This window comes from Streptomyces sp. NPDC044719, from assembly GCF_056433405.1.
Map to the genome: position 1 here is coordinate 272,059 of NZ_JBWKHE010000001.1, position 22,189 is coordinate 294,247.

A 22,189-nucleotide genomic window follows, 5' to 3' on the forward strand; every position below is an offset into this window, starting at 1 on the left:
GGGCGCTAGGACAGCAGCCAGCCGTCCACGCCCGCCAGCAGCTTCTCCTTCACATCCTCCGGTGCCGCCGACCCCCGGATCGACTGCCGGGCCACCTCCGCCAGCTCCGCGTCCGTGAACCCGTGATGCTGCCGGGCGATCTCGTACTGCGCCGCCAGCCGGGACCCGAACAGCAGTGGATCGTCCGCGCCCAGAGCCATCGGGACTCCCGCCTCGAACAGGGTCCGCAGAGGCACGTCCTCCGGCTTCTCGTAGACACCGAGCGCCACGTTCGACGCCGGGCACACCTCACACGTCACACCCCGGTCGGCCAGACGCTTCAGCAGCCGCGGATCCTCCGCCGCCCGGACCCCGTGCCCCACCCGGTTCGCACCCAGGTCGTCCAGACAGTCCCGCACCGACGACGGCCCCGTCAGCTCGCCCCCGTGCGGCGCCGACAGCAGCCCGGCCTCCCGCGCGATGGCGAACGCCCGGTCGAAGTCCCGCGCCATCCCCCGCCGTTCGTCGTTGGAGAGCCCGAAGCCGACCACGCCCCGCTCCGCGTACCGCACCGCCAGCCGGGCCAGCGTGCGCGCGTCCAGCGGGTGCTTCATCCGGTTCGCCGCGACCAGGACCCGCATACCGAGGCCCGTCTCACGCGAGGTCGTCTCCACCGCGTCGAGGATGACCTCCAGCGCCGGGATCAGACCCCCCAGCCGCGGTGCGTACGACGTCGGGTCGACCTGGATCTCCAGCCACCCCGAGCCGTCCCGCAGATCCTCCTCCGCGGCCTCCCGCACCAGCCGCTGGATGTCCTCCGGCTCCCGAAGGCACGAGCGCGCCGCGTCGTACAGCCGCTGAAAGCGGAACCAGCCCCGCTCGTCCGTCGCCCGCAGTCTCGGCGGCTCCCCGCTGACCAGCGCCTCGCTCAGCGCGTCGGGCAGGCGCACCCCGTACTTGTCGGCCAGTTCCAGCACGGTCGAGGGCCGCATCGACCCGGTGAAGTGCAGGTGCAGGTGGGCTTTCGGCAGTTCAGAGACATCACGTACACGCTCCATCCCAGGATCCTGCCGTATGCCAAAGCCGTCTCGACAGCGTTTTCCCCGAACGTGGTCTTGCTCGCACGCGCACACGACGAAGCGGGCCGCTCCCCACAAGGGGAACGGCCCGCCTCCGACCTACTCACGTGAGCAGGCTGAATCAGTCCCTGGCCTCCGCCAGCAGCTTCTGGATCCGGCTCACGCCCTCGACGAGATCCTCGTCACCCAGCGCGTACGACAGCCGCAGATACCCGGGCGTGCCGAACGCCTCGCCCGGCACCACCGCGACCTCGGACTCCTCCAGGATCAGCGCGGCCAGCTCGACCGTGTCCTTGGGCCGGCGCCCCCGGATCTCCTTGCCGACCAGGGCCTTCACCGACGGGTACGCGTAGAACGCGCCCTCAGGCTCCGGGCACACCACGCCGTCGATCTCGTTCAGCATCCGCACGATGGTCTTGCGGCGCCGGTCGAACGCCTCGCGCATCTTCGCCACGGCGTCCAGGTCACCGGAGACGGCGGCCAGCGCGGCCACCTGCGCCACGTTGGACACGTTCGACGTGGCGTGGGACTGCAGGTTCGTCGCGGCCTTGACCACGTCCTTCGGGCCGATGATCCACCCGACCCGCCAGCCGGTCATGGCGTACGTCTTCGCGACACCGTTGACCACGACGCACTTGTCGCGCAGCTCGGGCACCACGGCCGGCAGCGACACGGCGGAGGCGTCGCCGTAGACGAGGTGCTCGTAGATCTCGTCGGTCAGCACCCACAGGCCGTGCTCGGCGGCCCAGCGGCCGATCGCCTCGGTCTCGGTCTCGCTGTACACCGCGCCCGTCGGGTTGGAGGGCGACACGAAGAGGACGACCTTGGTCTTCTCCGTGCGGGCCGCCTCCAGCTGCTCCACGGACACCCGGTAGCCGGTCGTCTCGTCGGCGACGACCTCCACCGGGACACCCCCGGCCAGCCGGATCGACTCCGGGTAGGTCGTCCAGTACGGCGCGGGCACGATGACCTCGTCACCCGGGTCCAGGATCGCGGCGAAGGCCTCGTAGATGGCCTGCTTGCCGCCGTTGGTCACGAGGATCTGCGACGCGTCGACCTCGTAGCCCGAGTCGCGCAGCGTCTTCGCGGCGATCGCGGCCTTCAGCTCGGGGAGGCCACCGGCCGGCGTGTAGCGGTGGTACTTCGGGTTCGAGCAGGCCTCGATGGCCGCCTGGACGATGTAGTCCGGAGTCGGGAAGTCGGGCTCACCGGCGCCGAAGCCGATCACCGGCCGCCCGGCTGCCTTGAGGGCCTTGGCCTTGGCGTCCACGGCGAGGGTGGCGGACTCGGAGATCGCGCCGACTCGGGCGGAGACCCGGCGCTCGGTGGGAGGGGTTGCAGGGCTCATGCGCCCCATCGTTTCAGACCGGAAACGCTCGCGGCACGGGGGTTTCACAGACTGAACAACGTCGGGCAAACCCCTGGACAACAGTACGGATCGACCGCCCGGCCTGGGCGATCTTCAGCCTGATGCCCCGCCGCCCGCCCCCTGTTCCCGGGGCGATCTCGCGCCGACGAGGGCTCCCGCGGGCCCTTTCTGTTCGACGACCGGCCGCAGACCACGTACACTCTCACCTCGTTGGCCTTCAGCAGGCCGCGCCCGTTCGGTGCACACCACGCATCCGGATGGATGCGGTACGTTGGGGGACACACAAAGGGTCGTAGCTCAATTGGTAGAGCACTGGTCTCCAAAACCAGCGGTTGGGGGTTCAAGTCCCTCCGGCCCTGCTACACACACCTTCGCCAGGATGTGTGCGCATGTACGTACAGCAATGCACCGCCGTGCGGCTCAGACCGGGCGCGGCACGGCCACGACCCGGAATCAGGTGAGGACGAGTGACGGACGCCGTGGGCTCCATCGACATGCCTGATGCCCAGGATGAGGCGCCGGAGTCCAAGAAGGCCCGCAAGGGCGGCAAGCGCGGCAAGAAGGGCCCGCTGAAGCGCCTGGCCCTCTTCTACCGCCAGATCGTCGCGGAGCTGCGCAAGGTCGTCTGGCCGACGCGCAACCAGCTGACGACGTACACGACCGTGGTGATCATCTTTGTCGTCATCATGATCGGCCTGGTCACCGTGATTGACTATGGACTCAGCAACGCCGCCAAGTACGTGTTCGGCTGAGCAGCCCGCGAAGAGCGCCGAGGTACCCGGCGCTCCTTTCGCATGTTCCACCCCTATGTATCCAGGAAGAAGCAGCCACCGTGTCTGACCCGAACGTGAACGACGCCATCGAGCCTGTCGAGTCCGTCGAGGACGAGCTCGACACCGTCGAGGGCGCGGACAGCGAGGACACCGAGACCTCTGCCGAGGTCGAGGCTGCCGACGCCGTCGCGGACGACGACGCCGAAGCGGAGTCCGAGGCCGGCGAAGAGGCCGCGGACGAGCCCGAGGAAGAGCCCGAGGACGACCGCGACCCGATCGAGAAGCTCCGCGAGGAACTGCGCGTCCTGCCCGGCGAGTGGTACGTCATCCACACCTACGCCGGCTACGAGAACCGCGTGAAGACCAACCTCGAGCAGCGCGCCGTCTCGCTGAACGTCGAGGACTTCATCTTCCAGGCCGAGGTGCCGCAGGAAGAGGTCGCGCAGATCAAGAACGGCGAGCGCAAGACGATCAAGCAGAACAAGCTCCCGGGCTACGTCCTCGTCCGCATGGACCTGACGAACGAGTCCTGGGGCGTCGTCCGCAACACCCCCGGCGTCACCGGCTTCGTGGGCAACGCCTACGACCCGTACCCGCTGACCCTGGACGAGATCGTCAAGATGCTCGCCCCGGAGGCCGAGGAGAAGGCCGCCCGCGAGGCCGCCGAGGCCGAGGGCAAGCCGGCTCCGTCCCGCAAGGTCGAGGTCCAGGTGCTGGACTTCGAGGTCGGCGACTCGGTCACCGTCACCGACGGCCCGTTCGCCACGCTGCAGGCGACCATCAACGAGATCAACCCGGACTCGAAGAAGGTCAAGGGCCTCGTGGAGATCTTCGGCCGCGAGACGCCGGTCGAGCTCTCCTTCGACCAGATCCAGAAGAACTAGCGGACACCAGCTTCCGAGCAGGTCAGGCGGGCTCCTGGAGCCTGCCTGACCTGCTCGGTTTTTGGCCGCACATGGATACCCGTTATCGTTGTGCGGTATGCCTCCATCCGGATGATCCGGTTCGGAGGCTGGAAAACTCTCACTAGGACCCGGAGAGAGCAATGCCTCCCAAGAAGAAGAAGGTCACGGGGCTCATCAAGCTCCAGATCCAGGCCGGTGCCGCCAACCCGGCCCCGCCGGTCGGCCCCGCGCTGGGCCAGCACGGCGTCAACATCATGGAGTTCTGCAAGGCGTACAACGCCGCGACCGAGTCGCAGCGTGGCTGGGTCATCCCGGTGGAGATCACGGTCTACGAGGACCGTTCCTTCACCTTCATCACCAAGACCCCGCCGGCCGCCAAGATGATCCTGAAGGCCGCGGGCATCGAGAAGGGCTCGGGCGAGCCGCACAAGACCAAGGTCGCGAAGATCACGCGTGACCAGGTCCGTGAGATCGCCACGACCAAGATGCCCGACCTCAACGCCAACGACCTGGACGCCGCCGCGAAGATCATCGCCGGCACCGCCCGTTCCATGGGCGTCACGGTCGAGGACTGAGCCCCAACTCCATCAGCAGAAGTGGCAGGGCCGGCTCGGCCCGGACCACGACTCCTAAGAATCCACAGGAGCAGTAGTGAGCAAGCGCAGCAAGTCCCTTCGCGCTGCGGACGCCAAGATCGACCGGGAGAAGCTCTACGCCCCGCTCGAGGCCGTCCGTCTCGCCAAGGAGACCTCCACGACCAAGTTCGACGGCACCGTCGAGGTCGCCTTCCGCCTGGGTGTCGACCCGCGCAAGGCCGACCAGATGGTCCGTGGCACCGTGAACCTCCCGCACGGCACCGGTAAGACCGCCCGGGTCCTGGTCTTCGCGACCGGTGACCGTGCCGAGGCCGCTCGTGCCGCGGGCGCCGACATCGTCGGCGCCGACGAGCTGATCGACGAGGTGTCGAAGGGCCGTCTGGACTTCGACGCCGTCGTCGCCACCCCGGACCTCATGGGCAAGGTCGGCCGCCTCGGCCGTGTGCTCGGTCCGCGTGGTCTGATGCCGAACCCGAAGACCGGCACCGTCACCCCCGATGTCACCAAGGCTGTCAACGACATCAAGGGCGGCAAGATCGAGTTCCGCGTCGACAAGCACTCGAACCTGCACTTCATCATCGGCAAGACGTCGTTCGACGACACCAAGCTGGTGGAGAACTACGGCGCGGCGCTGGAGGAGATCCTCCGTCTGAAGCCGTCCGCCGCCAAGGGTCGCTACATCAAGAAGGCCGCCATCAGCACCACGATGGGCCCCGGCATTCCGGTCGACTCCAACCGCACCCGCAACCTCCTCGTCGAGGAGGACCCGGCCGCGGTCTGAGCCTGACGGCTCGCCCAACCGGTCACGGGCCCCGCACCTCTTACAGGTGCGGGGCCCGTTCCCTTTTCCGGTACGTACGCCGGTGGCCTGGGTTAACGTGCGGGAACCGGATGCGAACGGGGGGACGTATGCAGGGCAGGACCGTGCGCCGCGTGGGCCAGGTGCTCGCGCTGGCGACCGCGCTGACGGGGGTGGCCGCCTGCACCTTCTCGGACGCCTCCGACCGCCGGGGCGAGGACGACCGTGCCGCCCGAGGCACCTCCCTGGCAGCCCTGCGCTCCGCCGAACGGGCCACGGCGCGAGCCGAGTCTGCCCGCGTCGAGTCGACGACGACCATGGGCTCGCTGATGTCCATGACCGCCGACGGCACCCTCGGCTGGAGCGACGGCATCACCGGGACCCTCACCATCACCTACACCGGCGGCACGATCGCCGACACCATGCGCGGGCTCGGCACCACCTCGATGGAGGCCCGCTACCTGCCCGACGCGTACTACGCGCGCATGGGCGACAAGTTCGCCGAGCAGGCCGGCGGCAGACACTGGATCCGGTACGCGTACGACGATCTCGAAGCCCTCACCGGTGGCTCCGGGGCCCCTCTCGGCGACCAGATGCGCACCACCACGCCCAACCAGTCCGTGAAACTCCTGCTGGCCTCCGGGGACGTCCGGAAGGTCGGCGAGGAGACCGTACGCGGCCGGACCGCCACGCACTACTCCGGCACCGTGGCCACGGCGGACGTCACCGACGACGGCCTGAAGAAGCAGCTCACCGAGGCCGGCGTCACCACCGAGACCGTCGACATCTGGATCGACGAGCGGAATCTTCTGGTCAAGAAGACGGAGAAGGCGCGGATGACCACGGGCCGGATGACCCAGACCGCGCACTACCGCGACTACGGCGTGCGGGTCCCGGCCCAGCGGCCCCCGCTCTCCGACACCGGGGACTTCACGGACCTGATGCGGAAGAAGGCCGGTACACCCGGTACGCCCTGAGGCTGCAGTGAATTCGGATAGGTCACTTGTGCCCCTCTGGGATAAGCTCACCGCCTTGCTGTGAAGCAATCATGTATTCCTTGGGGGGAATCAATGAGGACATCCATACCCGCCGCCGGGCTGGGCGCACTGCTTCTCGCCGCCGGCGCGGTCGGCTGCGGATCCGAGCAGTCGCCGGAGATGACGCCCACGGCCGCCGTCGCCAAGGCGGCGAAGAACACGGAGGACATCACGTCCCTCCGGTACCGCCTGAGCGGCACGACGCCGGGTGAGGGCCGGGTCAAGGGCGAGGCGTCGATGCGCCTGAAGCCCACGATCGCCCTGAGCATGAAGATGACGGCGCCCGACAAGGGAACCAGCGAGGCCATGGAGATCCGCCTCGTCGACAAGGCCATGTACCTCGGTGGGGGAGCCGAGATGGCCAAGGAGATGGACGGCAAGCGCTGGATGAAGTTCGACCTGTCCGGGTCCGAGGCCGGCAAGGAACTGGACCAGATGGGCAGCAGCACGAGCCAGGCCGAGCAGAACCCGGCGGCCGAGTCCGCCTTCCTCACGGGCGCCAAGGACGTGAAGAAGGTGGGCTCCGAGAAGGTCGACGGTGTCGAGACGACCCACTACTCGGGCACGGTCACCCTCGCCGACCTGCGCGCCTCCTTCAAGGACGCGAAGGCGGACGTCCGCGAGCAGCGCGAGAAGAGCGTCAAGAAGTACGAGAAGCTCGGCGTCGACAAGCTCACGATGGACATGTGGATCGACGGCGACGACCACACCAAGCAGTTCCGCCTGAAGGGTGACGCCGACAAGGGCCCGCTCGACATGACCATCACCTTCCTCGACTACAACAAGCCGGTGGACGTCAAGGCGCCGCCCGCCAAGGAGGTCGCTGACCTCGCCGGCATGTTCAAGGAGCTGGAGCAGGGCTGATCCAGCCCGCACAGCCGGTCGTACGACGGAGCCGTACGGGCGGATTTGCTTGACGGCGATCCGTTCCCGTACCCTCCTGTAGAAGCCAAAGACCGCTGGTCGTTACCGCGTGCTCGGAAGAGGGCGCGGTGGCCGAAGGATCCGCTGAACGGCGGACGACCCGCGCAGGTGACACTGGAAGAGCTCCTGGATTCCGCCGCCCCGTGCGGCCGGACGACCGGTCGAGCTACGCCCCGTGCGCTTGCGCCGGGGCGTTTCGTTTTCCCCAGTCCTCCTTCGGGTCCGCGCGGTCCGAATCACCCGGAAGGAGGCCGAGGCTCATGGCGAGGCCTGACAAGGTCGATGCCGTCGAGGAGATGCGGGACAAGTTCCGCAACTCCAACGGTGCCGTCGTCACCGCGTACACCGGTCTCACCGTGGCGCAGCTGCAGCAGCTGCGTCGTTCACTCGGTGAGAACGCTAACTACCGTGTGGCGAAGAACACGCTGACCAAGATTGCGGCCAATGAGGCCGGGATCAACACGATCGACGACCTCTTCACGGGTTCGTCGGCCGTCGCCTTCGTGACCGGTGACCCGGTCGAGGCGGCGAAGGGTCTCCGTGACTTCGCCAAGGACAACCCCAACCTCGTCATCAAGGGCGGTGTCCTTGATGGCAAGGCGCTGTCCGCCGACGACATCAAGAAGCTTGCGGACCTCGAGTCCCGCGAGGTTCTGCTCTCCAAGCTGGCCGGTGCCATGAAGGGCAAGCAGTCTCAGGCTGCCTCCGTCTTCCAGGCGCTGCCGTCGAAGCTCGTCCGCACCGTGGACGCGCTCCGTGCCAAGCAGGGCGAGCAGGGCGGTGCCGAGTAACTCGGCTCGCATCCCGGCCCCCGCTGCCTGAACGCGGAGGCCGTCGCGGGCCAGACGTACGCCCGCCTCACATGTACATCCGGCACCAGCCGATTTAGTGGAAGGACCGCCATCATGGCGAAGCTCAGCCAGGACGACCTGCTCGCCCAGTTCGAAGAGATGACCCTCATCGAGCTCTCCGAGTTCGTGAAGGCCTTCGAGGAGAAGTTCGACGTCACCGCCGCCGCTGCCGCGCCGGTCGTCGTCGCCGGTGGTGCCGCTGGTGGCGCCGCCGCCGAGGCCGCCGAGGAGCAGGACGAGTTCGATGTCATCCTCACGGGCGCCGGCGACAAGAAGATCCAGGTCATCAAGGTCGTGCGCGAGCTGACCTCCCTCGGCCTGAAGGAGGCCAAGGACCTGGTCGACGGTGCGCCGAAGCCGGTTCTGGAGAAGGTCGCCAAGGAGGCCGCCGACAAGGCGAAGGAGTCCCTCGAGGGCGCCGGTGCCTCCGTCGAGGTCAAGTAAGACCTCTCGGATCCGCCAGGATCCACGACACGTCCCCCTGGGCGTGTAACGCGTAAGCGCTCAAGAGCGATCATCCATCCGGGTGGTCGCTCTTCGGCGTTCCCGGGGTCCGGCCACGGTTGCCTTGCACCCTCAGTGGCGGGGGGTATGGTGATCTTCGTCGTGTCTCCGGGCAGCCCCGGTTCGGGCAGGGGGGCCTTGACGAACCGCACGCAGCGCGCAATTCTCAGGACGCGTCGTCACAAGGATCCGTATCCGAGGCATGGATCGACGACGAAGAGGGCAGTATCAACGTGCGTTGAGGGCAGCGCCTTGTCGCAGGAGTGGAACAACGAGGGTCAACACGGGCGTGAAAACCCGGACTGGACATCAGTGTGCCAAGTGGCTACACTGACCCTTTGCGCTGCCTGTTAGCTGTCCCCTGCCCGTCACCAGGGGTCTGCCCTCACCCGAGCATCGACGACAAGACTGTCTGACCTGGCCTTTTGGCCGGACCGACTCAGCTTGTCTCTGTGTACGGGAGAGGGGCCGGTACGCGCGTAGTGAGTCCGAGCCCTCGGAAGGACCCCCTCTTGGCCGCCTCGCGCAACGCCTCGACCGCGAATACGAACAACGGCGCCAGCACCGCCCCGCTGCGCATTTCCTTTGCAAAGATCAAGGAGCCTCTCGAGGTTCCGAACCTGCTCGCGCTGCAGACCGAGAGCTTCGACTGGCTGCTCGGCAACACCGCTTGGCAGAGTCGGGTCGAGGAGGCTCTGGACAACGGTCAGGACGTCCCCACCAAGTCCGGGCTCGAGGAGATCTTCGAGGAGATCTCCCCGATCGAGGACTTCAGCGGGTCGATGTCGCTGACCTTCCGTGACCACCGCTTCGAGCCGCCGAAGAACTCGATCGACGAGTGCAAGGAGCGCGACTTCACGTACGCGGCTCCACTCTTCGTCACCGCCGAGTTCACGAACAACGAGACCGGCGAGATCAAGTCCCAGACCGTCTTCATGGGCGACTTCCCGCTCATGACGAACAAGGGCACCTTCGTCATCAACGGCACCGAGCGTGTCGTGGTGTCGCAGCTGGTCCGTTCGCCCGGTGTCTACTTCGACTCCTCGATCGACAAGACGTCCGACAAGGACATCTTCTCCGCCAAGATCATCCCGTCCCGGGGTGCCTGGCTGGAGATGGAGATCGACAAGCGCGACATGGTCGGTGTCCGCATCGACCGCAAGCGCAAGCAGTCCGTCACCGTCCTGCTCAAGGCTCTCGGTTGGACGACCGAGCAGATCCTGGAGGAGTTCGGCGAGTACGAGTCCATGCGCGCCACCCTGGAGAAGGACCACACCCAGGGCCAGGACGACGCGCTGCTCGACATCTACCGCAAGCTGCGTCCGGGCGAGCCCCCCACGCGTGAGGCCGCGCAGACGCTCCTTGAGAACCTGTACTTCAACCCCAAGCGCTACGACCTCGCGAAGGTCGGCCGCTACAAGGTCAACAAGAAGCTGGGCGCGGACGCTCCGCTCGACGCCGGCATCCTGACCGTCGAGGACGTCATCTCGACGATCAAGTACCTGGTGAAGCTGCACGCGGGCGAGACCGAGACGGTCGGCGACAGCGGTACGTCGATCGTCGTCGAGACCGACGACATCGACCACTTCGGCAACCGTCGTCTGCGCAGCGTCGGCGAGCTCATCCAGAACCAGGTCCGTACGGGTCTGGCGCGTATGGAGCGTGTCGTCCGCGAGCGGATGACGACCCAGGACGTCGAGGCGATCACGCCGCAGACCCTGATCAACATCCGGCCGGTCGTCGCCTCCATCAAGGAGTTCTTCGGCACCAGCCAGCTGTCCCAGTTCATGGACCAGAACAACCCGCTGTCGGGTCTGACGCACAAGCGGCGTCTGTCCGCGCTCGGCCCGGGTGGTCTGTCCCGTGAGCGGGCGGGCTTCGAAGTCCGTGACGTGCACCCCTCGCACTACGGCCGCATGTGCCCGATCGAGACGCCTGAAGGCCCGAACATCGGTCTGATCGGCTCGCTCGCCACCTACGGCCGGGTCAACGCGTTCGGTTTCGTCGAGACCCCGTACCGCAAGGTCTTCGAGGGCCAGGTCACCGACCAGGTGGACTACCTGACCGCCGACGAGGAGGACCGCTTCGTCATCGCGCAGGCCAACGCGCCGCTGACGGACGAGCTCCGCTTCGCCGAGGCCCGGGTGCTGGTTCGCCGTAAGGGCGGCGAGGTCGACTACGTCACCGGCGAAGACGTGGACTACATGGACGTCTCGCCGCGCCAGATGGTGTCGGTCGCGACCGCCATGATCCCGTTCCTCGAGCACGACGACGCCAACCGTGCCCTCATGGGCGCGAACATGATGCGTCAGGCCGTGCCGCTGATTAAGTCCGAGTCCCCGCTCGTCGGCACCGGCATGGAGTACCGCTCCGCCGCCGACGCCGGCGACGTGGTCAAGGCCGAGAAGCCCGGTGTGGTCCAGGAGGTCTCCGCGGACTACATCACCACCGCCAACGACGACGGCACGTACATCACGTACCGCCTGGCCAAGTTCGCCCGCTCCAACCAGGGCACCTCGGTCAACCAGAAGGTCATCGTCAACGAGGGCGACCGGATCATCGAGGGCCAGATCCTCGCCGACGGTCCGGCCACCCAGCACGGCGAGATGGCCCTGGGCAAGAACCTGCTCGTGGCGTTCATGCCGTGGGAGGGTCACAACTACGAGGACGCGATCATCCTGTCGCAGCGCCTCGTGCAGGACGACGTCCTCTCCTCGATCCACATCGAGGAGCACGAGGTCGACGCCCGTGACACCAAGCTCGGCCCCGAGGAGATCACCCGGGACATCCCGAACGTCTCCGAGGAGGTCCTCGCCGACCTCGACGAGCGCGGCATCATCCGTATCGGTGCCGAGGTCATCGCCGGTGACATCCTCGTCGGCAAGGTCACGCCCAAGGGTGAGACCGAGCTGACGCCCGAGGAGCGCCTGCTGCGCGCGATCTTCGGTGAGAAGGCCCGTGAGGTCCGTGACACCTCGCTGAAGGTGCCGCACGGCGAGACCGGCAAGGTCATCGGCGTCCGCGTCTTCGACCGCGAGGAGGGCGACGAGCTTCCCCCCGGTGTGAACCAGCTGGTGCGCGTCTACGTCGCGCAGAAGCGCAAGATCACCGACGGTGACAAGCTCGCCGGCCGCCACGGCAACAAGGGCGTCATCTCGAAGATCCTGCCGATCGAGGACATGCCGTTCCTGGAGGACGGCACCCCGGTCGACATCATCCTCAACCCGCTCGGTGTGCCGTCCCGAATGAACCCGGGACAGGTCCTGGAGATCCACCTCGGCTGGCTCGCCAGCCGCGGCTGGGACGTCTCCGGTCTGGCGGACGACTGGGCGCAGCGCCTCCAGGCCATCGAGGCCGACAAGGTCGAGCCCGGCACCAACGTCGCCACCCCCGTCTTCGACGGTGCGCGTGAGGACGAGCTGGCGGGTCTGCTGAACCACACGATCCCGAACCGCGACGGCGAGCGCATGGTGCTCCCGACCGGTAAGGCGCCGCTGTTCGACGGCCGCTCCGGCGAGCCGTTCCCGGAGCCGATCTCGGTCGGCTACATGTACATCCTGAAGCTGCACCACCTGGTCGACGACAAGCTGCACGCCCGTTCGACCGGTCCGTACTCGATGATCACCCAGCAGCCGCTGGGTGGTAAGGCCCAGTTCGGTGGCCAGCGCTTCGGTGAGATGGAGGTGTGGGCGCTGGAGGCTTACGGCGCCGCGTACGCCCTCCAGGAGCTGCTGACCATCAAGTCCGACGACGTGACCGGCCGCGTGAAGGTCTACGAGGCCATCGTCAAGGGCGAGAACATTCCCGAGCCCGGCATCCCCGAGTCCTTCAAGGTGCTCATCAAGGAGATGCAGTCCCTGTGCCTCAACGTGGAGGTGCTGTCCTCGGACGGCATGTCCATCGAGATGCGCGACACCGACGAGGACGTCTTCCGTGCTGCGGAGGAGCTTGGCATCGACCTGTCCCGGCGCGAGCCGAGCAGCGTCGAAGAGGTCTGACGGGAGTTCGGCGGCCTTCGTCATGAAGGCCGCCGGCCCCAGGACCCCCGTATCAGACCCCATGACTTACAACCCTGAGAGGGATTGACGCATAGTGCTCGACGTCAACTTCTTCGACGAGCTCCGGATCGGTCTGGCCACCGCTGACGACATCCGTCAGTGGAGCCACGGCGAGGTCAAGAAGCCCGAGACCATCAACTACCGCACCCTCAAGCCCGAAAAGGACGGACTCTTCTGCGAGAAGATCTTCGGTCCGACCCGGGACTGGGAGTGCTACTGCGGCAAGTACAAGCGCGTCCGCTTCAAGGGCATCATCTGTGAGCGCTGTGGCGTCGAGGTCACCCGCGCCAAGGTGCGTCGTGAGCGGATGGGCCACATCGAGCTGGCAGCGCCCGTCACGCACATCTGGTACTTCAAGGGCGTCCCGTCGCGTCTGGGCTACCTGCTCGACCTGGCCCCGAAGGACCTCGAGAAGGTCATCTACTTCGCCGCGTACATGATCACGTACGTCGACGAGGAGCGCCGTACGCGCGACCTGCCCTCGCTGGAGGCCCACGTCTCCGTCGAGCGCCAGCAGATCGAGCAGCGCCGCGACGCCGACCTGGAGGCCCGCGCCAAGAAGCTCGAGACCGACCTGGCCGAGCTGGAGGCCGAGGGCGCCAAGGCGGACGTGCGCCGCAAGGTGCGCGAGGGTGCCGAGCGTGAGATGAAGCAGCTGCGTGACCGTGCGCAGCGCGAGATCGACCGTCTCGACGAGGTGTGGAACCGCTTCAAGAACCTCAAGGTCCAGGACCTCGAGGGCGACGAGCTGCTCTACCGCGAGCTGCGTGACCGCTTCGGCACGTACTTCGACGGCTCGATGGGTGCCGCGGCGCTGCAGAAGCGCCTGGAGTCCTTCGACCTCGACGAGGAGGCCGAGAAGCTCCGCGAGATCATCCGTACCGGCAAGGGCCAGAAGAAGACCCGTGCGCTCAAGCGCCTGAAGGTCGTCTCCGCGTTCCTGCAGACCAGCAACAGCCCCAAGGGCATGGTGCTCGACTGCGTGCCGGTCATCCCGCCGGACCTTCGCCCGATGGTGCAGCTGGACGGTGGCCGCTTCGCGACCTCCGACCTGAACGACCTGTACCGCCGTGTGATCAACCGGAACAACCGACTGAAGCGGCTTCTCGACCTCGGTGCGCCCGAGATCATCGTGAACAACGAGAAGCGCATGCTCCAGGAGGCCGTCGACGCGCTGTTCGACAACGGCCGTCGTGGTCGTCCGGTCACCGGTCCCGGTAACCGCCCCCTGAAGTCCCTCAGCGACATGCTGAAGGGTAAGCAGGGCCGCTTCCGTCAGAACCTGCTCGGTAAGCGTGTGGACTACTCCGCGCGTTCCGTGATCGTCGTCGGTCCGCAGCTGAAGCTGCACCAGTGCGGTCTGCCGAAGGCGATGGCGCTGGAGCTCTTCAAGCCGTTCGTGATGAAGCGCCTGGTCGACCTGAACCACGCGCAGAACATCAAGAGCGCCAAGCGCATGGTCGAGCGCGGCCGCACGGTCGTGTACGACGTGCTGGAAGAGGTCATCGCGGAGCACCCGGTTCTGCTGAACCGTGCGCCCACGCTGCACCGCCTCGGCATCCAGGCCTTCGAGCCGCAGCTGGTCGAGGGCAAGGCCATTCAGATTCACCCGCTCGTCTGCACCGCGTTCAACGCGGACTTCGACGGTGACCAGATGGCCGTGCACCTGCCGCTGTCCGCGGAGGCGCAGGCCGAGGCCCGCATCCTGATGCTGTCCTCGAACAACATCCTCAAGCCCGCCGACGGCCGTCCGGTGACGATGCCGACCCAGGACATGGTCCTCGGTCTGTTCTTCCTCACCACCGACGGCGAGATGCGCGACCTCAAGGGCGAGGGCCGTTCCTTCGCCTCGGTCGCCGAGGCGATCATGGCCTTCGACGCGGGCGAGCTGTCGCTCCAGTCGAAGATCGACGTCCGCTTCCCGGTGGGCACCATCCCGCCGCGTGGCTGGATGCCGCCGGCGCGTGAGGAGGGCGAGCCCGAGTGGCAGCAGGGTGACAGCTTCCGGCTGAACACCACCCTGGGCCGTGCGCTCTTCAACGAGCTGCTGCCCGAGGACTACCCGTTCGTCGACTACGAGGTCGGCAAGAAGCAGCTCTCCGAGATCGTCAACGACCTCGCCGAGCGCTACCCCAAGGTCATCGTGGCGGCGACGCTCGACAACCTGAAGGCGGCCGGCTTCTACTGGGCGACCCGCTCCGGCGTCACCGTGGCCATCTCCGACGTCGTCGTTCCCGAGGCGAAGAAGGAGATCGTCCGCGGGTACGAGGCGCAGGACGAGAAGGTCCAGAAGCAGTACGAGCGCGGTCTGATCACCAAGGACGAGCGCACGCAGGAGCTCATCGCGATCTGGACCAAGGCGACCAACGAGGTCGCCGAGGCGATGAACGACAACTTCCCGAAGACCAACCCGATCTTCATGATGGTGAACTCGGGTGCACGAGGCAACATGATGCAGATGCGTCAGATCGCCGGTATGCGTGGTCTGGTGTCGAACGCGAAGAACGAGACGATCCCGCGTCCGATCAAGGCGTCGTTCCGTGAGGGTCTGTCCGTGCTGGAGTACTTCATCTCCACGCACGGTGCCCGTAAGGGTCTGGCGGACACCGCTCTGCGTACCGCCGACTCGGGTTACCTGACCCGTCGTCTGGTCGACGTCTCCCAGGACGTCATCATCCGCGAGGAGGACTGCGGCACCGAGCGCGGTCTGAAGCTGCGGATCGCCTCGAAGGACGAGTCCGGTGTCCTGCGCAAGGCCGAGGACGTCGAGACCAGCGTCTACGCCCGCATGCTCGCCCAGGACGTCGTCATCGACGGCAAGGTGATCGCGCCGGCCAACGTGGACCTGGGCGACGTGCTCATCGACCAGCTCGTGCACCACGGTGTCGAGGAGGTCAAGACCCGCTCGATCCTGACCTGCGAGTCGCACGTCGGCACCTGTGCCATGTGCTACGGCCGTTCGCTGGCCACCGGCAAGCTGGTCGACATCGGTGAGGCGGTCGGCATCATCGCCGCCCAGTCCATCGGTGAGCCCGGTACCCAGCTGACGATGCGTACCTTCCACACCGGTGGTGTGGCCGGTGACGACATCACCCAGGGTCTGCCGCGTGTCGTCGAGCTCTTCGAGGCCCGTACCCCGAAGGGTGTCGCCCCGATCTCCGAGGCCTCCGGCCGCGTCCGGATCGAGGAGACCGAGAAGACCAAGAAGATCGTCGTCACCCCGGACGACGGCAGCGACGAGACGGCGTTCCCGATCTCGAAGCGTGCCCGTCTCCTGGTCAGCGAGGGCGAGCACGTCGAGGTGGGCCAGAAGCTCACCGTGGGTGCCACCAACCCGCACGACGTGCTGCGCATCCTGGGCCAGCGTGCCGTCCAGGTCCACCTGGTCGGCGAGGTCCAGAAGGTCTACAACTCGCAGGGTGTGTCGATCCACGACAAGCACATCGAGATCATCATCCGGCAGATGCTCCGCCGCGTGACGATCATCGAGTCGGGCGACGCCGAGCTGCTGCCCGGCGAGCTGGTCGAGCGCTCGAAGTTCGAGACCGAGAACCGTCGTGTGGTCCAGGAGGGCGGTCACCCGGCCTCCGGTCGTCCGCAGCTGATGGGTATCACCAAGGCCTCGCTGGCGACGGAATCCTGGCTGTCGGCCGCCTCCTTCCAGGAGACGACCCGAGTCCTGACGGACGCGGCGATCAACGCCAAGTCCGACAGCCTCATCGGCCTCAAGGAGAACGTCATCATCGGTAAGCTCATCCCGGCCGGTACGGGTCTGTCCCGCTACCGCAACATCCGGGTCGAGCCGACCGAGGAGGCCAAGGCCGCGATGTACTCGGCCGTCGGCTACGACGACATCGACTACTCGCCGTTCGGCACGGGCTCCGGCCAGGCCGTTCCGCTGGAGGACTACGACTACGGTCCGTACAACCAGTAAGCGAGTCGTTTGAACCGGAGGGCGGTCACCTTGGGGTGGCCGCCCTTCGGCGTGTCAGCGCCGGCTGTCCAGATGGGCCTGCAGGCGGTGGAGCCGGGTGTGCACATCGGGGTGCGAGTCGAGCAGCCGCGTGATCATTCCGCCTTTCGTGAAGGCGAGGCCCGGGGCGGTGGCCGTGACCTCCCGTTCGCGCTCCTGGTGCAGTACGGCCATGAGCTGGGGCGCGAAGCCAAGTCCCGCCGCGTGGTCGTCGGCCCGCAGCTCGGACCGCCGGGCGACCGCCGCCACCAGGTAGGGCGTCGCCAGCGGCAGGAAGATCAGCCCGTACGTGGCGGTCGCCAGCGCGATCAGAACGGCCCCGGCCACGCCGATCACCACGGCGGCCGCACCCGTAGGGAGCCGGCCCAGCCGGGTGCACAGCAGGAGCAGCAGCCGCCAGGCGAGCCGGGCCGGCAGCGCGTACCAGAGGGACAGCAGCGAGGCCCACGCGTGTCCCCGCGTGTGGTGCCCGAGTTCGTGGGCGAGGACGCCGGCGAGCTGGGCGGGCGTCAGCGTCCGCAGCGAGTGACTGGTCACGCCGACGATGTGACCGGCCGCCGCCAGGGCGTTGATCTCGTCGCTCTCCTCCATCCAGAGCTGATACGCGCCCGCGTCCACTCCGGCCCGGGCGGTCACCTCGCGCCAGACGGGCCACAGCCGCCCGTCCTCCTCCGGCGTGGGGTAGCGCAGGCCGAACAGCCACCGGGCCAGGAGCCGCTCGCACGGCCGGTGGAAGACCAGGGCCCCGCTCAGGACCCAGCAGCCGAAGAGAAGCCACCAGGGCAGATCGCTCAGCCGGCCCATTGCGTACGACACGACGAAGACGACGGCCAGGCTGGTGGTGACGTGGGGGAGGTGCAGCGCCAGCGAGCCGAGGGCGGTCAGGTCCGCCCCGCGCCGGCGTGCGGCTATGTGGACCCGGCCGGAGCGGCGGGGGAGATCGTCGTCGGGGACCGGTGCGGACATGGGCATGGGCCTTCCTTCCCGTGCGGGGGACAGAGCGGCGTGGTTCAGGCGAGGAGCATCGATCCGGGCAGCAGGACCGCCGAGCAGCCGAACGAGAACAGTCCGGTCCGGATCCAGAAGTGCTTGCGGGCGGCGATGCCGCTCGTCTCGGCGAGGGCGAGCAGCAGGCCACGAGCGGGGTCGCGGCCGGTGTCCGCGAGTGCCGTGCTGAGCATCCCCTCGGCTGCGGCTCGTCGTACGTCGCCGAAGTAGGTGAGCGGGCTGCCGGGCGTCCAGCGGCTGCTCCGGTAGCGGGGCACGACCGCGAGCAGGAGGGCGAACAGCGCGACGACCAGGGACGTCGCCCCGGCCCACCACAGCACGGCGGCGGGCGCCGGAAGCCGGCCGGGAGTCCAGTCGCGGTCGGCCAGGAGCGCGGCGAGCATGCCCCCCGAGATGCCCAGGGCGCCGACCAGCACGGTGGCTTTGGCGTCGGCGCGGGCGATCTCGCCGCGGAGGTCGGCGAGCAGCCGGGTGCCCGCCCGCACGCAGGAATCGTCCGAGGAGGTCATGTGCCGGACTCCGGATCGTCCTCGGGCGGGGCGGAGGGGTCCGTGGTCCGCAGGATGACCTTCATCCGCTCGGCGATGAGCTTGTGAGGCTCGTCGAGCTGGTAGCCCTCCAGCTGCTTGTTGTCCAAGGCCTGGTTGATCAGGTTCACCTGGGTGTCCAGCAGCCTGTTCTGGCCCGACTGGAGGTGTTCCAGGACGAGCCGGGTCTCCTCCGGGTGCGCCGCCAGGTGCAGGGCGAGCGCGGCGGTGCCGCCCCTGGCCAGGGTGAGTTCGTAGAACCTGATCTGTTCGGCCCTGCGCTCGGCCTCGTAGGTGTCACGGAGCCGGGTCGCCTCGTGCTCCGGCTTCGCGGCCTCCACCTCGTGCCGGGCGGTCCGCAGGCGGGCCTGGTGGGATCGTTCGGTGGCGTCGCGGCGCAGGCGTATCGAGCAGGTGACGTGCAGGCCCTGGGCGCGGCCGAGCCAGGTCGCCTCCCGCACGGCCTGCTGAACGGCCCGCTCCGCCTCGGCGCTCGCGTCGATGGGGTGACGGCGGCCGGCGTCCCGCATGAGCGGCAGCAGCTCCCGGGTGAGCAGCCCGGGTACGTCCCGCTCCTGGCTGCGGACGAAGAGCGCCGGGTGGCTGACCCGCCAGCCGACGTCGGCCGTGACCTCGAACTCGAAGCTGTCGACCCGGCTGGGCAGGAGCACGTCCAGCTGGAAGGCGTGCGGGTCCGTGTCCACCTCGTACACGGCGACGTACCGCCGCATGGAAGCGGGACGGTCGGGTGGCGGGAAGGTCTCGTACGCGCCCTTTCTGGTCACACACACCAGGGCGTGGTCGATGCGGCCAGTGAAGCGCCGGCCGCCGAGGTGGAAGCGCGGCAACTGCCAGACGGTGCGCACGGGGTCGGTGTCGTGTTCCATGGTCGGCCTCCGTAGCCGGTCAGTCGAGGGCGAGGCGCTTGCGCAGCCGGTCCGCGGCCGGTGTGACGGCTCCCCTGGAGTCGCGGACCGTGCCCAGCAGATGGCTGACGCGCCGCCGGTTGGTGGGCGTGGTGACGAGGGCGCCGAGCAGCGAGGCGAGGGCCGACTCGGTCTCCGGGTCGTCGTCGGCCTGGCGCACCCAGCCGCGCAGGACGCCGAGGGCCTTCGGGTTGTGCGTCCGGTCGGTGAGCAGCGCGTCCCAGAACGCGGTCAGCTGCCCGGCGGCCGTCGGGTCATCGGCTGCCGCGGCCCGCGCGTACCAGGCGAGGACGGGCGGGCGGTCGCTGTCGTCGTCCTTCGTCTGCCGGCAGGCCTGGAAGAAGGCGAGCAGGGCGTGCGGGCGGACCACGCGGTCGGTGCGGCGGAGTTCGGTCAGGGCGGCCAGTACCGGGTCCCGTACGGCGAGGAGGAGGAGTTCGAGGGCGTCGGCGAGCTGCCGGGCCTCCTCCGGTGGCTCCCCGTCCTCCTGGACACCCCCGGCATCGTCGGGCGGTGGCCGGTGCATGGCGTCCACGAGTGCTGCCAGGGTCTCCTCGTGGTGCACCGGCCCCAGGAGGCCGTAGGCACGGATGGCCGTCCAGCGACGGCTCTCGACGTCCCCGACGCACCAGTCGTGCAGGATCCGGGAGACGGCCGGCACGTCCAGCAGCTGGGTCATGGTGAGGGCGTTGGCCGCGGTCAGCCAGGCATGCGGCTTACGGCCGTCCGCCCACGGCTCGATGAGGTGGGCCATGGCGGACGACAGATCGGCCTTGGCCAGCAGCGCGGCGGCCGACGCCGCCCGGGTCCGCACCAGAGGGCGGCGGTCGTCGGCCAGCTTGCGGATCCACTCCGCGAAGGCGGGGCGCGCGGACGGGTGGAGGTTCCACACCTCCTCCAGCAGCATCGGAGCCGTCCGCTCGTCCCGGAACGCGGCGCAGAACCTGCCCTCCAGGGAACCCCACTCGGTGACCTCCGCGGTCGCATAGCCGTCGGCGTGCGCGAGCCGGAGCCGCTCCTCGCGGGAGCTGCCGAAGACGGGGATGGACGGCCGGACGTTCGGATCCTGGATGTCGTGCAGGCGTACGAAGAGGCCGTCGGCGAGCTCGGCCGTCACCGCGTACGGCGCCTTGTCGAACACGGCGAGGGAGACGAGGAACGCCTTGTCGCGCAGTTCGGGCTTCTCCTCGGTGAGCCAGCGGGTCACCTGGGTCGCCACGGCCGTCTCGCCGAAGGCGCCGAGCCGTGCCTCGTCGATCTCGCCGCGTTGGTGTGCGACGAGTTCCAGCGCGAACCGCCTGATCTCCTCGGGCCGGTGGTGCCGGGTGAGGAACTCCTTCACCGCTGCCAGTCCGCACAGTTCCGGCCAGGCGGCCTCACCGGTCGCCGGGGTGACATGGGCGTGCAGCAGGTCCGCGGCCGACGGCGGCTCCCACCGTACGGAGGGCAGGTCGCCCAGCGCCGCCGAGGGCTCGACTGTGATCACCAGGCGGGCCCGGGCGCGCTCCAACCGCTCCCGAAGAGAGTGCAGTCGGGCTTCGCTCAGGGGACGGTTCCGGCTGACGGGCAGATCGCACAGGACGTATCCGGCCGGGGCGTCCACCTGGTCGGCCAGCTCCGGGAACGACGCGGGGGGATCGAGGGAGCGCAGCCGCCCGGCGCCCGACCGGTGCAGCAGCATCAGCGCGGCGGTACGGCGGCCTGTCTCGCGCCCGCCGGAAAGGATGACGAGCCTGTCGTCCCGCAGGCGCTTCAGGGCCTCGTCGAAGCTCTGGCAGCCGCGGAAGACGCCCTCCAGCTCCTCGACCTCCGACGGCGGAATCGGCCCGGACAGCGTGCGAGGTGCCTCGGCCCGGCCTCCGAAGTGGAAGTGCTGGTCGCCGTAGTGCGTGCCGCCCGCCTGGCCGAACTGGTCGCGGGTGACGAGGGTGGAGACGAAGTCCGGGGCGTGCGCGATCAGGTCCCGGCGCGCGGCCCACGCCTCTTGCCTCGGCTGTTCCTCGGCCGCCTCGTCCCGCTGCTTCTTCTCGCCGTCCTGCGCTTCGGCCGGATTCGTCGCGTCGGCCGCCGCTTCCTCCTGGCTCATCGGCGCTCGTCCCGGGCCCGGCCGGTGAAGTCGAAGTGCTGGCCGCCGTGGAGTGTGCCGCCCGCCTGACCGTATTGATCGCCGTGGATATGGACGCTGTCGCGCTGGGGCGCGGGGGTGTCCGGGGCCTCGGAAGAGGAGGCCTCGAGAGACCCCGGGGTGCCCGGCTCCCCGTGCACCCAAGCCACCGTAGGCCCCTCCTTCGTCCCCACCGTCACCCGGTGGAACTCCTCCGGGCGCACGCCCAGCGGGCCGTGCCGCACCACCCCCTGGTAGATCCCTTCCGACACGCACAGCACGCAGTCGGACTCGCGCTGCTTCAGGGCGTCGCGCAGGGGGTCTGAGTTCAGCAGGCGGACCGCGTGGTTGAGGTCGGAGCCGACCCAGCCGTCGAGTTCGTCGACGGCGACGTAGCCGGAGGACAGGACGATGCGCAGCCGCATACGGGCGCTGGTCGCCAGGAGCCGGTTCTTGTTGTGGAGGAGGGCGGGGGTCTCGGTCAGAAGTGTCTTGATCAGGGCGGGTACGGGGACCGCGGTGTCGATCAGCTCCATGACGGAGTCGCCGCGGTCGGCGCGCAGCCGGGCCGTCTCGTCGACGGCGGCGTCGAGCAGGGTCGTGTCGACGACGTCGTACAGGACGCGGCGCAGGAACGCCTGTTCCACGTCGTCGCGCGAGCCGTACTGCTCGATGTCGAAGAGGAGGATCGTGCGGTACACGGGGTCGGTCATGGCTGCCTCTCGCACGTCGGTGTCCGTCGTCCAGCACGATGGCGGGTCGCGGGCGAGCGCCGGA

17 protein-coding genes and 1 tRNA gene are annotated in these 22,189 nt (G+C 68.3%); 11 read left to right on the forward strand and 7 right to left on the reverse strand.

Features of this window, described 5'->3' with window-relative positions; all coding sequences use genetic code 11:
* Window positions 1–5: 5 nt before the first annotated feature.
* On the reverse strand, window positions 6–1,037 hold the full coding sequence (locus AC07DF_RS01295; RefSeq protein ID WP_478965835.1) for an adenosine deaminase: 1,032 nt from the start codon (window positions 1,035–1,037) through the stop codon (window positions 6–8).
* A 142-nt stretch (window positions 1,038–1,179) separates the two neighbouring features.
* Window positions 1,180–2,406, reverse strand: coding sequence for a pyridoxal phosphate-dependent aminotransferase (locus tag AC07DF_RS01300; protein WP_478965840.1), 1,227 nt, complete (start codon window positions 2,404–2,406; stop codon window positions 1,180–1,182).
* 307 nt (window positions 2,407–2,713) lie between these two features.
* On the opposite strand from AC07DF_RS01300, the gene AC07DF_RS01305 reads away from it, so the two are divergent.
* The 11 genes from AC07DF_RS01305 (at window position 2,714) to AC07DF_RS01355 (ending at window position 16,808) form a co-directional block, all read left to right on the forward strand.
* Window positions 2,714–2,786: transfer RNA gene (locus tag AC07DF_RS01305), tRNA-Trp, on the forward strand.
* Window positions 2,787–2,894: 108 nt separating this feature from the next.
* Window positions 2,895–3,179, forward strand: a complete 285-nt coding sequence (secE, locus tag AC07DF_RS01310) for a preprotein translocase subunit SecE (protein WP_104785540.1) — start codon at window positions 2,895–2,897, stop codon at window positions 3,177–3,179.
* A gap of 80 nt (window positions 3,180–3,259) precedes the next feature.
* Window positions 3,260–4,084 (forward strand): transcription termination/antitermination protein NusG, encoded by an 825-nt coding sequence (nusG, locus tag AC07DF_RS01315; RefSeq protein WP_478965843.1) that lies wholly within the window; start codon window positions 3,260–3,262, stop codon window positions 4,082–4,084.
* A gap of 161 nt (window positions 4,085–4,245) precedes the next feature.
* Entirely contained in the window at window positions 4,246–4,680 is a 435-nt protein-coding gene (gene rplK, locus AC07DF_RS01320; protein ID WP_031141270.1) for a 50S ribosomal protein L11, read from the forward strand.
* Between the two features lie 76 nt (window positions 4,681–4,756).
* A complete protein-coding gene (rplA, locus tag AC07DF_RS01325; protein ID WP_215119478.1) occupies window positions 4,757–5,482 on the forward strand; it encodes a 50S ribosomal protein L1 in 726 nt (241 codons plus the stop codon).
* Between the two features lie 128 nt (window positions 5,483–5,610).
* Window positions 5,611–6,477: an SCO4651 family lipoprotein gene (locus AC07DF_RS01330; RefSeq protein WP_478965846.1), complete on the forward strand. Its 867-nt coding sequence runs from the start codon at window positions 5,611–5,613 to the stop codon at window positions 6,475–6,477.
* Between the two features lie 93 nt (window positions 6,478–6,570).
* Window positions 6,571–7,401, forward strand: a complete 831-nt coding sequence (locus AC07DF_RS01335; RefSeq protein WP_478965848.1) for an SCO4651 family lipoprotein — start codon at window positions 6,571–6,573, stop codon at window positions 7,399–7,401.
* Between the two features lie 320 nt (window positions 7,402–7,721).
* Complete coding sequence (gene rplJ / locus AC07DF_RS01340; RefSeq protein WP_454358869.1) at window positions 7,722–8,252, forward strand: 50S ribosomal protein L10; 531 nt, start codon at window positions 7,722–7,724, stop codon at window positions 8,250–8,252.
* Between the two features lie 114 nt (window positions 8,253–8,366).
* A complete protein-coding gene (gene rplL / locus AC07DF_RS01345; protein ID WP_391103515.1) occupies window positions 8,367–8,756 on the forward strand; it encodes a 50S ribosomal protein L7/L12 in 390 nt (129 codons plus the stop codon).
* A 572-nt stretch (window positions 8,757–9,328) separates the two neighbouring features.
* Window positions 9,329–12,814, forward strand: coding sequence for a DNA-directed RNA polymerase subunit beta (rpoB, locus tag AC07DF_RS01350; RefSeq protein ID WP_454358870.1), 3,486 nt, complete (start codon window positions 9,329–9,331; stop codon window positions 12,812–12,814).
* A gap of 94 nt (window positions 12,815–12,908) precedes the next feature.
* Window positions 12,909–16,808 (forward strand): DNA-directed RNA polymerase subunit beta', encoded by a 3,900-nt coding sequence (locus AC07DF_RS01355; protein WP_478965851.1) that lies wholly within the window; start codon window positions 12,909–12,911, stop codon window positions 16,806–16,808.
* A 54-nt stretch (window positions 16,809–16,862) separates the two neighbouring features.
* Here the strand turns inward: AC07DF_RS01355 and AC07DF_RS01360 are convergent, their stop codons facing one another.
* Genes AC07DF_RS01360 through AC07DF_RS01380 form a run of 5 tightly spaced genes read right to left on the reverse strand, consistent with a single transcriptional unit; the run spans window position 16,863 to window position 22,125 of the window.
* Window positions 16,863–17,813: a M48 family metalloprotease gene (locus AC07DF_RS01360; protein ID WP_478965853.1), complete on the reverse strand. Its 951-nt coding sequence runs from the start codon at window positions 17,811–17,813 to the stop codon at window positions 16,863–16,865.
* A 44-nt stretch (window positions 17,814–17,857) separates the two neighbouring features.
* The gene (locus AC07DF_RS01365) at window positions 17,858–18,364 is read right to left on the reverse strand and encodes a Pycsar system effector family protein (RefSeq protein ID WP_478965855.1); all 507 of its coding nucleotides are present in this window, start codon (window positions 18,362–18,364) and stop codon (window positions 17,858–17,860) included.
* Complete coding sequence (locus AC07DF_RS01370) at window positions 18,361–19,269, reverse strand: SPFH domain-containing protein (protein WP_478965857.1); 909 nt, start codon at window positions 19,267–19,269, stop codon at window positions 18,361–18,363. The genes AC07DF_RS01365 and AC07DF_RS01370 overlap by 4 nt, the downstream gene beginning before the upstream one ends.
* A gap of 19 nt (window positions 19,270–19,288) precedes the next feature.
* Window positions 19,289–21,394: a hypothetical protein gene (locus tag AC07DF_RS01375; RefSeq protein WP_478965859.1), complete on the reverse strand. Its 2,106-nt coding sequence runs from the start codon at window positions 21,392–21,394 to the stop codon at window positions 19,289–19,291.
* On the reverse strand, window positions 21,391–22,125 hold the full coding sequence (locus AC07DF_RS01380; RefSeq protein ID WP_478965861.1) for a hypothetical protein: 735 nt from the start codon (window positions 22,123–22,125) through the stop codon (window positions 21,391–21,393). Before AC07DF_RS01380 ends, AC07DF_RS01375 begins: the two co-directional genes overlap by 4 nt.
* Window positions 22,126–22,189: the final 64 nt, after the last annotated feature.